14 protein-coding genes and 1 riboswitch are annotated in these 13473 nt (G+C 66.8%); of the genes, 8 read left to right on the forward strand and 6 right to left on the reverse strand.

Annotated elements, in window-relative coordinates; all coding sequences use genetic code 11:
- Window positions 1-202 precede the first annotated feature (202 nt).
- Complete coding sequence (locus tag J2808_RS02275; RefSeq protein ID WP_309810984.1) at window positions 203-1693, reverse strand: RNB domain-containing ribonuclease; 1491 nt, start codon at window positions 1691-1693, stop codon at window positions 203-205.
- Window positions 1694-1756: 63 nt separating this feature from the next.
- The gene (thiE, locus tag J2808_RS02280; protein ID WP_309810988.1) at window positions 1757-2485 is read right to left on the reverse strand and encodes a thiamine phosphate synthase; all 729 of its coding nucleotides are present in this window, start codon (window positions 2483-2485) and stop codon (window positions 1757-1759) included.
- 27 nt (window positions 2486-2512) lie between these two features.
- Window positions 2513-2632, forward strand: a riboswitch (TPP riboswitch).
- On the opposite strand from thiE, the gene thiO reads away from it, so the two are divergent.
- The 4 genes from thiO to J2808_RS02300 all read left to right on the forward strand — a co-directional run bounded on the left by thiO (window position 2625) and on the right by J2808_RS02300 (window position 5731).
- A complete protein-coding gene (gene thiO, locus J2808_RS02285; RefSeq protein ID WP_397427964.1) occupies window positions 2625-3947 on the forward strand; it encodes a glycine oxidase ThiO in 1323 nt (440 codons plus the stop codon). It overlaps the preceding riboswitch by 8 nt.
- On the forward strand, window positions 3944-4180 hold the full coding sequence (thiS, locus tag J2808_RS02290) for a sulfur carrier protein ThiS (RefSeq protein ID WP_309810989.1): 237 nt from the start codon (window positions 3944-3946) through the stop codon (window positions 4178-4180). Before thiO ends, thiS begins: the two co-directional genes overlap by 4 nt.
- 4 nt (window positions 4181-4184) lie before the next feature.
- Window positions 4185-5000: a thiazole synthase gene (locus tag J2808_RS02295; protein WP_309810992.1), complete on the forward strand. Its 816-nt coding sequence runs from the start codon at window positions 4185-4187 to the stop codon at window positions 4998-5000.
- Window positions 5001-5062: 62 nt separating this feature from the next.
- A complete protein-coding gene (locus J2808_RS02300) occupies window positions 5063-5731 on the forward strand; it encodes a 4a-hydroxytetrahydrobiopterin dehydratase (RefSeq protein ID WP_309810995.1) in 669 nt (222 codons plus the stop codon).
- A gap of 37 nt (window positions 5732-5768) precedes the next feature.
- Here the strand turns inward: J2808_RS02300 and J2808_RS02305 are convergent, their stop codons facing one another.
- The 3 genes from J2808_RS02305 to J2808_RS02315 all read right to left on the reverse strand — a co-directional run bounded on the left by J2808_RS02305 (window position 5769) and on the right by J2808_RS02315 (window position 7078).
- Entirely contained in the window at window positions 5769-6071 is a 303-nt protein-coding gene (locus tag J2808_RS02305; protein WP_309810997.1) for a hypothetical protein, read from the reverse strand.
- 66 nt (window positions 6072-6137) lie between these two features.
- Window positions 6138-6362 carry a DUF3107 domain-containing protein gene (locus J2808_RS02310; protein WP_309811000.1) on the reverse strand — a complete coding sequence of 75 codons (225 nt, stop codon included), beginning with the start codon at window positions 6360-6362 and terminating at the stop codon, window positions 6138-6140.
- A gap of 50 nt (window positions 6363-6412) precedes the next feature.
- Window positions 6413-7078, reverse strand: coding sequence for a TetR/AcrR family transcriptional regulator (locus J2808_RS02315; RefSeq protein WP_309811003.1), 666 nt, complete (start codon window positions 7076-7078; stop codon window positions 6413-6415).
- Between the two features lie 84 nt (window positions 7079-7162).
- Here J2808_RS02315 and moeB point away from each other — a divergent pair, with 84 nt between their 5' ends.
- Window positions 7163-8362, forward strand: a complete 1200-nt coding sequence (gene moeB, locus J2808_RS02320; RefSeq protein WP_309811006.1) for a molybdopterin-synthase adenylyltransferase MoeB — start codon at window positions 7163-7165, stop codon at window positions 8360-8362.
- 93 nt (window positions 8363-8455) lie between these two features.
- Here moeB and J2808_RS02325 read toward each other — a convergent pair whose 3' ends face one another.
- On the reverse strand, window positions 8456-9769 hold the full coding sequence (locus J2808_RS02325; RefSeq protein ID WP_309811009.1) for a glutamyl-tRNA reductase: 1314 nt from the start codon (window positions 9767-9769) through the stop codon (window positions 8456-8458).
- Window positions 9770-9927: 158 nt separating this feature from the next.
- Between J2808_RS02325 and hemE the strand changes: the two genes are divergently transcribed.
- The 3 genes from hemE to J2808_RS02340 all read left to right on the forward strand — a co-directional run bounded on the left by hemE (window position 9928) and on the right by J2808_RS02340 (window position 13383).
- Window positions 9928-11022, forward strand: a complete 1095-nt coding sequence (hemE, locus tag J2808_RS02330; protein ID WP_309811012.1) for a uroporphyrinogen decarboxylase — start codon at window positions 9928-9930, stop codon at window positions 11020-11022.
- Window positions 11023-11026: 4 nt separating this feature from the next.
- The gene (gene hemG / locus J2808_RS02335) at window positions 11027-12454 is read left to right on the forward strand and encodes a protoporphyrinogen oxidase (protein ID WP_309811015.1); all 1428 of its coding nucleotides are present in this window, start codon (window positions 11027-11029) and stop codon (window positions 12452-12454) included.
- Between the two features lie 101 nt (window positions 12455-12555).
- The gene (locus J2808_RS02340) at window positions 12556-13383 is read left to right on the forward strand and encodes a hypothetical protein (protein ID WP_309811016.1); all 828 of its coding nucleotides are present in this window, start codon (window positions 12556-12558) and stop codon (window positions 13381-13383) included.
- Window positions 13384-13473: the final 90 nt, after the last annotated feature.

The following is a 13473-nucleotide window of genomic DNA, read 5'->3' on the forward strand; positions in this document are numbered from 1 at the left end:
AGCAAATCCAGTGGAAGCCGATCGCGGGCTATCTAAATGCTGGCACTGGTGACCAGCGGGTCAATCTCAAGATCGCGTAGGGGCGGGCTTGTTGAATTCAAAATCAAGGAAATCAACGACCGGGCATCCATATCTACTTCTTCAGTCTAGCCGTACGGACCCAAAACTCCGGCTTTGCCCGTTCAGGCAGGGCGGATGCAGGCTAGGACAGCAGCTCGAAGTGCACCTCACGGGCGGCGATGTCCGAGGAGATCAGGCGGACCCGGACCTTGGTCCCGGACTCCAGGTCGCCGGCGCAGCGGGCAGTCACGGCGGGCTCGGCGATCTGGATGACCCCCGAGGGGCCGGCTCCGTTCTTGCCATTGCCGTTTTTGCCGCCGTTGCCGTTCCCGTTGTCCTTCTGGGGCTTGGACCCGGAAATGACAATCGCGTCGAAGTCCTGGCCCACGTGGTTGACCAGCAGCGCGGCCTCCACCGTGTCCAGCGCCATGCGTTCCATCCGCGATGCCAGCTGGTCGGATCCGGCCATGATTTCCGGCAGGCTGGAGAGCGCTTCGCGGGCCCAGCCGGGCACCGGCTTGCCATTGCTCAGGGCCTCGCAGATCACCAGGACAAAGCGGTCGATCAGCCGCCGGAGGGGCGCAGTAGTGTGGGCATAGGCGGCGCCGATGGCTGACTGGATGGCATCTTCCGGAACGCTGCCGTCGAACGCGGTGTAGCTTGCTCCGCGGAACAGCATGCCGGCGGAGTGCAGGATAGCCAGTTGCCGGGGCTCGGTGGGATCCAGGCTGCGGAGGTACTCGCCGTAGCTTGCTTTCCCGTCCCACGGCTTGCCGAGAGCCACGGTCTGGAGCCGGAAATGCCTGAGTGAGCGCTCGTCCGGGGCTGGCATGGTGCGCAGGATGCCCACTTTCCCCGCCAGCATCAGGTTGGCTGCCGCCATTCCCGTCATCAGGGAAATCTGCGCATTCCAGTCCTCCACCGGAAGCTGCGGCGCCGCGGCAATCCGGTAGCCGCCGTCGGGCGTCTGCACGATTTCCTGCTCCGGCATGTTCAGACTGGCACCGCCGCGCTGCCGTTCCAGCTCTACGCGTTTGAGTCCCACTTCCTTCAGGAGCTGCAGCACGGGACTGGCGGTTCCGGCGTCGATTTCGGCCTGGACGTCCTTGTAGTTCAACTTGGCCCGGCTGCGGATGGTGGCCCGCTGGATAGTCACAGTGGAGACCTGGGCGGCGTCATCGAGCCCGAAGTCCCAGACGAACGCTGCACACAGCTGCCCGGCCAGGAGGCTCCCGGCCCCTTCGCTGATGACCTCAGGGTGAAGGGGGATGCGGCCGTCCGGGGCGTAGAACGTCTGGCCGCGGCGGCGGGTTTCGGCGTCCAGGCCGCCGCCGGGGCGGACAAAGGAGGGCACGTCCGCGATGGCATACAGGACCCGGTAGCCGGCGCCGGCACGTTCGATGAACAGCGCCTGGTCAAGGTCCGTGGACGACGCCGGATCGATGGTCAGGAACTCAACGGCCGTCAGGTCCGTGGCCGGCAGCTGGTGCGCAGCCACGGCTGCCTCGGCGTCCCGGACCGCCTCCGCCGGGTAAGGCCCCGGCAGTTCCAGCTCCGTCCGCAGGGCGCTCAGCGCTGCCTCGAGGGCATTGGTCTGCTCGTGGACGTTAGGGGCCAACCGATGATGTGACACGAAATTCAGGTTAGCCCGATTTCCATGAATCGTGCACGCTCCGCCCCGCTGCGGGCTGGATTCTCAGGATGCGGCGGCATCCAGGGCTGCCAGGAGGGCCACGGCCGCCGCGGTGGGGTCCGAGGCTTCCGTGATGGCGCGCACCACCACGATCCTGCCGGCCCCGGCCTCCACCACCTGCTCAACGTTGCCCAGGTCGATGCCGCCGATCGCGAACCAGGGCAGGGTGCTGCCGGCAGCGCTGACCGCCTCCGCTGCATACCGGACCAGGTCAAGGCCGACGGCGGCCCGGCCGGGTTTGGTGGGTGTGGCCCACACCGGTCCGACGCAGAAGTAGTCCAGGCCGCCGTCGGCAGTCAGCGTCGCGGACATCCGGATGGCACCTTCGATCTGTTCAGAGGTGTGGGTGGACAGGCCCACCGTGGCTCCGGCGCCGAGCAGGGTGCGGGCCGACGCCACGGGCAGGTCCTTCTGCCCGATATGGAAGACGGGAGCACCGGACAACATGGCGATGTCGGCACGGTCATTGACTGCCCAAAGCCGCCCGTGCCGGGCGGCGGCTGCCTGAAGAACCGCCAACAGTTCCAGCTCCTCGGCGGCCTCGATTCCCTTGTCGCGGAGCTGGATGATGTCCACACCGCCGGCAAAGGCCGCATCCACAAAATCTCCAAAGTCGCCGCGGTCCCGGCGGGCATCGGTGCACAGGTACAACCTGGCGTCGGTGGGCAGGCCGCTGCTGGAATCCTGGGCGGTTTGGCTGGCAAGGGTATAGGGACTGGAGTGCGCGTTCATGGAAACCACCATAGTTCCCCTAAACTGGGCGAGTACTGCGGGAGCCTGTTGCAGCCGTCACAAAGCGGCAGGGCTGAGAGGGCGTCAGAGCCGACCGCTTGACCTGATCCGGCTAGTACCGGCGTAGGGAAGGAAACACGTGCTCCCCCCATCCAACTGCGGACCTGCGAGCGCACCAAGCCAGGCAGCAGACGGCCCCGGTGCCGTCCTGCACGCCGACGTAGCCGTGATCGGTGGCGGCGTCATAGGCCACGGCATCGCCTGGGAGGCGCGGCGCTCCGGCCGTTCCGTGGCCCTGATCGATGACGCACCGGGCTCGGGGGCCAGCTGGGCCGCCGCCGGTATGCTCGCCCCCGTCAGCGAGCTTCATTACCAGGAGGAAGAGCTCCTGGGGGTGATGCTCGAATCCTCAGCGCTGTGGCCTGACTTCGCAGCCACGCTGGCAAAGGCAGGGGCGGCGGACACCGGATACCTCACGACGCCGACGCTCGCCGTCGGTGCCGATGCTGCAGACCGCCGCGCCCTCATGGACCTGCGGAGCGTTCAGCAGGCGAACGGCCTGCTGGTAGAGCCGCTGACCGTCCGTGAAGCGAGGGCCAGGGAACCGCTCCTCAGCCCGGCCATTTCCTGCGCCCTGGATATTCCGGCGGACCACCAGGTGGATCCGCGGAAACTGGTGGCGTCGCTGCAAAAGGTCCTGGCCATCCACGAACCAGGGGCAGGGACCGCAGTGGACGGAGCCCGCGAGGGTTTCGCCGTTGACCACCGGGCCACAGGCCTGCTCTGGGAGGACGGCCGCGTCAGCGGAGTGAAGCTCGTGAACGGCGGCTCAGTCAGGGCGGGGGAGACCATTGTGGCCAACGGCTTGCAGGCGGCCTCGCTGGATGGCCTGCCGGACGGGCTGCACTTGCCCCTGCGGCCCGTGCACGGCGACATCCTGCGCCTCGCAGTGCCCAGGCACTTGCAGCCGCTGCTCACGGCCACCGTCCGCGGCGTGGTCCACGGTGTGCCGGTCTATATCGTCCCGCGGCAGGACGGCACCGTGGTGATCGGCGCAACCCAGCGCGAGGATGCGCTGTCCGCCACGGGAGGCACGGCCCCAGCGGCCACAGCCGTCTCGGCAGGCGGCGTCTACCAGTTGCTGCGCGACGCCCAGGCACTGCTTCCCGCCGTCGCCGAGTTGGAACTCCTGGAATCCACCGCACGGGCTCGCCCGGCGACTCCGGACAACGCACCGTTGCTCGGCCGCGTACCTGCCCCTGCGCCGGAAGCCGGGCACCTCCCGGGGCTGATTATTGCCACCGGTTTCTTCCGCCACGGCGTGCTGCTGACTCCAGCGGCGGCGGCCATCTGTCGGGACCTGCTGGACGGCCGGGAGGACCCGCGCTGGCACGCACTGGGCCCGGCCAGGTTCTCCGGCCAGCATCAACACACCGTTCAACCTACGAAGGAAACAGCATGAACATCACCCTCAACGGCTCGCAGCATGCCGTACCGCGCGACGCCTCCATCACCACCCTGGTCAGCCAGATTACGGGCCGTCCCCTCGCCGCCAACGGCCAGGCAAGTGACGGGCAGAAACTCGGCGTGGCCGTTGCCCGCAACTCCGAAGTAGTACCCCGCAGCCAGTGGCATGCCACGGCGCTCGCCGAAGGTGACAATGTTGAACTGGTCACCGCAGTTCAGGGAGGCTGACACCATGACAGTAACCAGCAGCATCAGAACCGGGATCCACCCCGCCGCAACGGACCAGCTGGTCATCGACGGCGTTGAGCTTGGCTCGCGCCTCATCATGGGCACCGGGGGTGCCCCCAGCCTCGACGGCCTGGGCGCAGCCCTGCTGGCTTCCGGAACCGAGCTGACCACCGTGGCCATGCGGCGATACTCGCCGGCGGAGTCGGGCTCACTCTTCCAGCTCCTGACGGACCATCGGATCCGGGTCCTGCCCAACACGGCCGGCTGCTTCACCGCGCGGGATGCAGTCATGACCGCAGAACTGGCCCGCGAGGCGCTCGAAACGGACTGGGTCAAGCTGGAAGTCATTGCGGACGAGCAGACGCTGCTGCCGGACGCCGTCGAGCTTGTGGACGCCACTGAACAACTCGTGAACCGGGGCTTCAAGGTGTTCGCCTACACCAACGACGATCCCGTCCTGGCCCTGCGGCTGGAGAACCTGGGTGCCACCGCGGTCATGCCCCTTGGGGCGCCGATCGGCACAGGCCTGGGGATCCTGAATCCGCACAACATCGAACTGATCGTCTCGCGTGCATCGGTTCCCGTGGTGCTGGACGCCGGCATCGGCACGGCGTCGGACGCGGCGCTGGCCATGGAGCTGGGTTGCGACGCCGTGCTGCTGGCCACCGCTGTGACCCGGGCGCAGAACCCGGCGCTCATGGGAGAAGCCTTCAAACATGCCGTTATCGCCGGTAGGCTGGCGAAAGCGGCCGGCAGGATACCGCGCCGCGAGCACGCCTTGGCGTCATCGGCGATGGAGAACCGGGCCGAGTTCCTCTAGGCCGGGCACCCGCTGCCGCCGCCCGCCGGGACGGGCTTTTGGAACGAACCTAGGAGTCCGCTGTGGCCGGCAACCAAGACGTCCTCACCCGCGAACGGCTTGACGCTGCCCTTGCCGTGCTGCCTGACTGGCGGTACAGGCTGGGCGGGTTCGTCACGGTCTATAAGGCGCCGACGGCGGCCGCAGCGCTGGAGCTGATTGCCGCCGTCGGACGTCTCGCGGAAAAGCAAAACCACCATCCCGATCTTGACTGGCGGTACAACAGGGTGTTCATCCGGTACACCTCCCACGACGCCGGCGGCGAGGTCACCGAACGGGACGCCGCCGCGGCGGCGGCCGCCAGTGATGCGGCCGCCCGGGCAGGGGCAACGGCCCAGCCGGGGCTGTTCAGGACGGTGGAGTTGGGCATCGACACCGTGGACCCGGCGGAAATCGCCGAAGTATGGCGGGTTGCCCTTGGCTACAAAAAAGGCCCGGGTGGTGACCTGGTGGATCCTTACGGCCGCGGACCGGGCGTTTGGTTCCGGGAAACGGCGAAGCCCAACAGCAACCGGTTCCACGTTGACGTCCACTGGAGCAAAGCCGAAGCGGGGCCCGTCCTGGAGAAGACCGCGGCGACCGGGGCCTTAATGAACCGTGACCACGCACCCGACTGGGTGGTGGTCACGGACGCGCAAGGAAACCGGCTGTGCCTGTGCACGGAGGAAGGCCACCAACCGGAGCCGTTGTGAGCCCCCGGCTTGGCTGGCTGCCACAACTTCTGGTTTGCTACAACTTCAGGGCCTGGGTGAGCCGCTGGATATCGTGGCGTTCGCGGGTCCGTCCCAGATAGATGACGGCGCCGATGGCGGCCGCACTTCCAAGGACCATCGGCAGAACCCACGGGATCCAGGTCAGGCCGGGCTGGTAGCCAAAGCCTGCCGTGATGAAGACGATCCAACTGACCGCACCCACCGCGACGGCGACGCCGGCGGGCAGCCCCATGCCGTACCGGGTATGGCGTTTGTCATTGGCCCAGACAATAAAGCCGGCGGCGGCCGTGGCCAGGACAACGATGGTCAGCGAAAGCATGTGGTCTCCCTCGGAAAGCAGCGGGCCACCGCCAGCGGCGGTGACCCTGCTTGTAAAGCTCGTGTGCTAGAACTGGCCGAAACCGACCTTGCGGGCCTCTTCAGCGCCGATTTCCACGTAGCCCAGGGCGCTGCCGGGGACAATGATGATGCGTCCCTTGTCATCCTTGAGCCGGAGCTCGGTGCCCTTGGTGATGGCTTCTTCAACGACCGTAGCTACAGCGTCAGCATCCTGCGCCGATTCCAGTACGATTTCGCGGCCAATATTCTGAATGCCAATCTTAATTTCCAAAAGGGGGCCTCCCAGCCAATCAAAGTTTCTTGGGTTCTCTTATTTGTAGTCTAGGACTCTTTAGGGAAGCGGGAAATTCCGCGCCAAGCTAAACGGTAAATGAGGTCGCTGGCCACATCGAGGTCCAGATTCCCGTCCGTTTCCAACCAATAACGGGCGCTGACCTGCGCCATTCCGGCCAGGCCGCGTCCCAAAAGCTGCGCTTCCAGGTGCGGAAGTTTCGTGTCTTCGGCAATGACGCGGGCGACGGCGTCCGCGAAGGTTTTGTTGAAAGTCTCCAGGCGTGAACTGACATCGGGATCGTTGATGAGGTCCGATTCGAACACCAGTCGGTGCGCCTGGTCGTCGCTGGCGATAAAGCGGTAGTACGCCCGCATGACGGCCTGGACGCGTTCGTCGTTGTCCGTGGTTGAGCTCAATGCACCGAGCATCAGGTCCGTCAGCGACGCCAGATGGCTGTCCAGCAACGCCAGGTAGAGCTCACGTTTGGACGGGAAATGCTGGTACAGCACGGGTTTGCTGACATGGGCTGTCTCGGCGATCTCGTCCATTGCTGCGCCGTGGTAACCGTTGGCAACAAAAACCTCCTGGGCAGCCGCGAGGAGCTGGGCCCGGCGCTCGTCCCGGGGGAGCCTGGCGGACCGCTGGCCTGCTGTGCGTTGAGGTGCGGGCGGTTCCCCGCCGGACGCCCGGTCAGCCCGCGTTTCATGGACCACAGTTGCCCTACTTTCCCTTGCCGTTACTTACACAATACTGCGCGGTAATATGACCGGGCGGTATCTCGGGGCATACATTGAAGTATGGCTTCGACTTTGACCGCAAATGATTCCACTCTCTCGCTTAAACCGCTGGTTGAGCCCGCCGGTGAGCTTACCCCGGCCGAGGTGGAACGATACTCGAGGCATCTCATCATTCCGGAAATCGGTGCAGTGGGGCAGCGACGGCTGAAAAATGCCAAGGTGCTGGTGATCGGTGCCGGCGGACTGGGATCGCCCGCACTGTTGTACCTGGCGGCCGCGGGTGTGGGGACCCTCGGAATCATCGACGAAGACGACGTTGACCTCAGCAACCTCCAGCGCCAGGTGATCCACGGCGTCGCGGACGTGGGCCGGTCCAAGATCGAATCGGCCCGGGACTCGATCGCTGCGCTGAACCCGCTGGTGGAGGTCCGCCTGCATAACGCCCGGCTGGATGCCTCCAACGCGCTGGAGCTGTTCGCGGACTACGACCTGATCCTGGACGGGGCGGACAACTTCGCCACCCGCTACCTGGTCAACGACGCCGCCGCCATCTTGGGCAAACCTTACGTCTGGGGTTCGATCTTCCGTTTTGACGGCCAAGTCAGCGTGTTCTGGGAAAAGCATGGCCCCACCTACCGCGACCTCTACCCCGAGGCCCCGCCCGCCGGGTCCGTGCCCTCCTGCGGCGAGGGCGGCGTCTTTGGCATGCTCTGCGCAGCCGTGGGATCCCTCATGGTGACGGAGGCAGTCAAGCTGATCACCGGCGTCGGGCGTTCACTGTTGGGCAGGGTGGCACTTTTTGATGCACTGGGCGGCAGCTGGCGCGAGATTCGGGTGGCCAAGGACCCTGCCGGGGCCCCGATTACCGAGCTGACGGACTACGAGGCCTTCTGCGGCATCACCCCCGCTGTCTCTGCCGACACGGAACACACGGTCACGGCGACCCAGCTGGCCACCATGCTCGCGTCACGCAAGGCCGGCCTGAAGGACTTCGACCTGGTGGACGTCAGGGAAACCGGCGAACACGACATCGTGAGCATCGACGGCTCGGTGCTGATTCCGCAGGGCAGGATCCTGGCGGGGGAGGCCTGGGCGGAGCTGCCGCAGGACAAGGACATCGTGTTCCACTGCAAAGCCGGAACCCGGTCAGCAAACGTTTTGGAGGCTGCGCGGAAGGCGGGCTACCAGCGCGTGAGCCATCTCGACGGCGGGATCCTGGCCTGGGTGCGGGACGTGGAGCCGCAGAAACCCGTGTACTAGGCGTTACCCGTCACCAACGCTCTGTCACTTTCTTGAAGGAAGTGACAGAGCGCAGCCCGAAACCCGCATCAAGTGTGAGAGCGTCGCTGGGGGTTAGGCGGTTGCGGTGCCACGGTAGTCAGCGGGGCACTCAGCTTGGGCCGCAGCGGCGGGCTGCTCCACGGTGATGCCGTAGAGGGTTTCGAGGGCCGAAACGTAGTCGTCCTGCTGGCCGTTCGCTGCCAGCTCGCGGGCGCGGACCGTGGGAACGTGCAGCAGCTGTTTGACCATCCGGCGGAGCGCGAATTCCACTTCCTCGGCGGCCGCGGTGCAGCCGTGGCGGGCACGGACCCGTTCCATTTCGGCGTCAAGGACATTCATGGTGTGCCGGCGAAGCGCAACGATGGCGGAGTCCACGGAACGGGCTTCCCGTTCCTGTTCGAAGGCCTTTGCGGCGCCGGACACAATGCCGCTCGCGTGGGTCAGCGACTCGGCCTGCTCCTGCGGGGCTGCCAAACGCACGGATTCGAGCGTGAGCAGCTCAACGCCGTCGAGCTGGCCCACTTCAGGGTCAAAGTCATGGGTCAGGGCGAGGTCGATGGCGATCAGCGGCTGGGGAGACAAGGCGCGGACCTGGGCGAGTTCGTCGGCCTCGACCCGGGTGTCCGAGCCGCTGCAGCCGATCATCACATCGGCCGCGGCTACCGCCACCGGAAGGGACTCGGCGTCCAGCGCCGTTCCGCCGCGGGTGGCGACGAACGCTTCGGCGCGGCCCGACGAGGAGAACACAGAGATGTCTGTGCAGCCCCGTTCGCGCAGCAAAGACATGGTGGCACCGGCGTAGGCACCCGTTCCGAACAGGACAACTTTCTTCGCCGACCAGTCGGGGTTTTCGGAAAGATCTGTGGCCAGGTCCAGGGCGACTGACACGATGGACAAGCCACGCGACCCGAGGGCGGTCTGCGCCCCGACCTCCTTGGCCGTTTTGGATGCGGCCTGGAACAGCCGGACCAGGCCCGAACTGGCCGTGCCCTCGTGCTGGGCGGTGATCAGTGCGCGGCGGACCTGGCCGGCAATTTCGCGCTCGCCCACAACGGCTGAATCCAGTCCGGCGCTGACCGTGAAAAGGTGCTGGCTGACTTCCGGGCCGGTCCGCGTGCTGAAGGAGCGGGAGACGAGCTGTTCGTTCAGGCCGCTCAAGCCGCTGATCTCGGACACCAAGGCTGCCCGGGCCGCCTCCACGTCGTCGGCGTGCGGTGCTTCGCCGTAGATTTCGTAGCGGTTGCACGTGGCAAGCACAATTGCGCCCGTCACTGCCGGCGATCCGGAGAGTGCGGACGTAGCGATCCCCGAAGCACCGTTGCTCAGTTGAGCAACGGTCTCAAGATCGATGTCGGCGTGTGTAGCCACCAATGAAAAAAGAACCACAGCAGACCAATCATAGCTTTTTCGTGGCTTGGTAGAACAACCCGGCGTGCCGGTGCCGGCGGCGGAAGCCCGTGATTCGCGCCACCACGCCTCCAAAGCCGCCTTGAGTGACACGCTGTCGTTATCTTTTAGGGCCGAACTTGGGCACAATCGATGGCATGACTTCCAGCCCAGCCGTGTCCAATGCAGGTACCCTTGCCGCCAGCCATCCGCTGATGGACGGCCGCACCGCCGATTCCCCGCTGATCACCGCCTACCGTGGCGGCAAGCCGTCGCGGCGGCCCGTGTGGTTCATGCGGCAGGCCGGACGCTCCCTGCCCGAGTACCTGAAGGTGCGCGAAGGCGTGGCCATGCTGGACTCGTGCCTACGGCCGGAACTGGCGTCCGAGATCACCTTGCAGCCGGTCCGTCGCCACGACGTTGACGCGGCTATCTTCTTCTCCGACATTGTGATCCCGTTGAAGCTCGCGGGCGTCGGCGTGGACATTGTGCCCGGTGTGGGACCGGTGCTGGACAAACCTGTGCGCACTGCCGAGGATGTCGCGGCCCTGCCGCAGCTGACGTGGGAGGCGCTGGAGCCTATCCGCGAAGCTGTCCGCCTGACCGTGGCGGAACTGGGCAAGACGCCGCTGATCGGCTTCGCCGGCGCGCCGTTCACGCTCGCCGCTTACATGGTGGAGGGCAAGCCCTCCCGTGACCACCTGGGCCCGCGCACCATGATGCACGCGGACCCGGAGACCTGGGCTGCGCTGGCCAACTGGGCCGCCGACGCGTCCGGGCTGTTCCTCCGTGCGCAGCTCGAAGCCGGGGCCTCTGCCGGGCAGTTGTTTGATTCCTGGGCAGGGTCGCTGGGCCTCGCCGACTACACCCAGCATGTGGCACCGGCCTCGGCCCGGGCGCTGGACCACGTCCGCCACCTCGGCGCGCCGCTCATCCACTTCGGTACAGGCACCTCCGAACTCCTGGTTGCAATGCGCGACGTCGGCGTGGACGTGGTGGGCGTTGATTACCGCCTGCCGCTGGACGAAGCCAACCGTCGCCTGGGCGGAACAGTGCCGCTGCAGGGCAATATCGACCCCGCGCTGCTGTCCGCGCCCTGGGAAGTCCTCGAGGCCCACGTTCGCGACGTCATCAAGGCAGGCTCCGCGGCGCCCGGGCACGTGCTGAACCTTGGCCACGGTGTGCCGCCCGAAACCGACGCCGCTGTCCTGACCAGGGTTGTCGAACTCATCCACTCGATTTCCCCGGAGTAGTCGCGTGGGCAGTTCGTTGAAGCCGGCCGTCGTCCTGGGCGGCGGCATCTCCGGCCTGCTGGCAGCGCGGGAACTGGCCACTGCCGGACACACCGTGACTGTCCTGGAGGCGACCGCCACCTGGGGTGGCTGCGTAGGCCTCCACGAGGTGGCTGGCCTGACCCTGGACAGCGGGGCGGAGTCCTTCGCCACGCGTTCCACCGCAGTGGCTGAGCTCGCAGCTGAACTGGGGCTGGCCGGCAAGATCGTTGCGCCCCGCCCCGGCGGTGCCTGGGTGCAGCTTCCGGACGGCCCGAGGGAACTGCCCAAGACCGGTGTCCTGGGCATCCCCGCCAACCCGTGGGACCCGGAGGTACGGCGTTCCCTTGGATTTGTCGGCTCCCTGCGGGCGTCCCTGGATAAGTATTTGCCAGCCCGGGTTGGCACGTCAGCGGATGTTACGAGCGTCTCGGCGCTGGTGCGGGCCCGGATGGGCCGCCGGGTGCTCGAGCGGCTGGTAGCCCCGGTGGTTGGCGGCGTGCACTCCGCGGACCCCGGCCTCCTTGACGTGGACATGGTGGCCCCGGGTCTCCGCGCGGGGATCCGGACGCACGGCTCGCTGGCTGCGGCGGTGGCTGCCCAGCGCCACGGCGCCGTGGGGTCTTCCGTCGCGAAGGCAGGTTCCGCCGTCGCCGGCCTTGAAGGCGGCATGCACACCCTGGTCTCGGCCCTCATCAACGATCTTCGGGAACGCGGAGTCACGCTGCTGGGCGGTTCCACGGCGCGCGCTGTGGAGCGGACCGCCGATGGCTGGCGGGTCACCGCCGGCGAGGCTACGTACGACGGCGGCCTGCTCGTTGTGGCGCTTCCGGGCCCGGCCGCCGTTGGGCTGCTGCAGGAGGCGGTGCCCGCCCTGGCCGGCAGGAGTCCTGGGCAGGGGCCGGACGTCAGGCTCGTCACGCTGGTAGTGGACCTGCCTGAACTGGATCGCAGGCCGCGGGGCACCGGGATCCTGGTGGCACCCCAGACGCCTGGCATCCAGGCAAAGGCACTCACCCACGCCACCGCGAAGTGGGACTGGCTGGCTGCCGCGGCGGGGCCTGGGACGCATGTTCTGCGTCTCTCGTATGGCCGCCTGGAGGGCAGTGCAGTGGGCAGTGGCGCAGATGGCTCGCCGGTAGCGGACTCTGACCTCCTGACGGCAGCCCTGCGTGACGCCTCCACACTGCTCGAAGTCCCGGTTCGGGAGGAGGACGTCGTGGGCTGGGATGTGGTCAGGTGGCAGGGCGCCCTGCCGTTCGCAGCCGTGGGGCACAAGGCCCGGGTGGCCGGGATACGCAAACTTTGTTCGGCGGAGAGCGGACTGTGCATTGTAGGCGGGTGGGTGGCCGGCAACGGACTCGCCGCTGTTGTGTTCGACACACGGAAAGAAGTTCTCAGCCTGCTCAGCTGATCATCGCCCCTGTTCAGCGGAATATGGGCCCGGCGGCAGCTTCCGAGAGCCTGCATTTTCGGTTTTCAATCGGTCCGACGATGTGGCTAGGGTCGATATCTATGGTTATTTACAGGTCCGAAACTTCCCGTTCCAGGACCAGTATCCATGGGGGGCTACGGCGTGGCGCGGCAGCGGCCGCCCTCGGAGCGGTACTGGTATTTTCTGCAGGAGTCCCCGCCACCCAGGCTGCCGAGGGCAAAGGTCATACCGGCAAGCCCGCTCAGGCCAAGAACCACAAGGACGACTCCTTGATTGAGGGTGTGCTGAAAGGCCTGCTGGGAGGTTCCGACGGCGATAATTCCGACGGCGGTGACAACGAGACCACGGAATCGCCCGAGCCGGCGCCCACTTCCTCGCGCCGGGCTCCCGCCACCCCTGCCCCAACCAGCACAGCCCAACCGACGGAGCCGGAAACCCCGTCACCGACTCCCACAGCCGCGTCACCCACGTCGCCGGCCACGGTTCCCCAAAACACCCCCACCCAAGGAACCCCCACGCAGGGCGCCCCCGCGAAGTCGCCGGCGCCGTCGTCCAGGTCCAGGGATTCCGACGCCGGTTCAGCGGCTGGCGGAGCGGGCACCAGGACTCAAGGCCAGGCGGACGCGCCGGAAACGACGCAGCAGGCTTCCGAAGGATCGGAGTCCCACCCCGCCGGGGGCGGGCAGGAAGCAGACCCGGCGGCGGGGGAAACGACGGCCGGCGCCCACAGCACCGGCTCCACCGAGACTGCGGGATATCCGACGGCCGCAGGGGCCCCCTCGGCCCGGCAGAAGATGACTGCCGCCACCGGGCCCGCAGCCGAAACGGCGAAAGTATGGCTCGGCGTCGGCCTGGTAGGTTCAGCCGGGGCCGCCGGACTCCTGTTCGCCAGGATCCGCAAAATCTGAGCCTCCCGGGACACGTTTGTGGGGGAACCGGGCGGAGGCTGTGAAATTCAGCACTTCTACGTCTTGTAGAAGTCGCCGGTTTCGACTTGA

Source organism: Pseudarthrobacter sulfonivorans (genome assembly GCF_031454915.1).
Classification (GTDB): Bacteria; Actinomycetota; Actinomycetes; order Actinomycetales; family Micrococcaceae; genus Arthrobacter; species Arthrobacter sulfonivorans_C.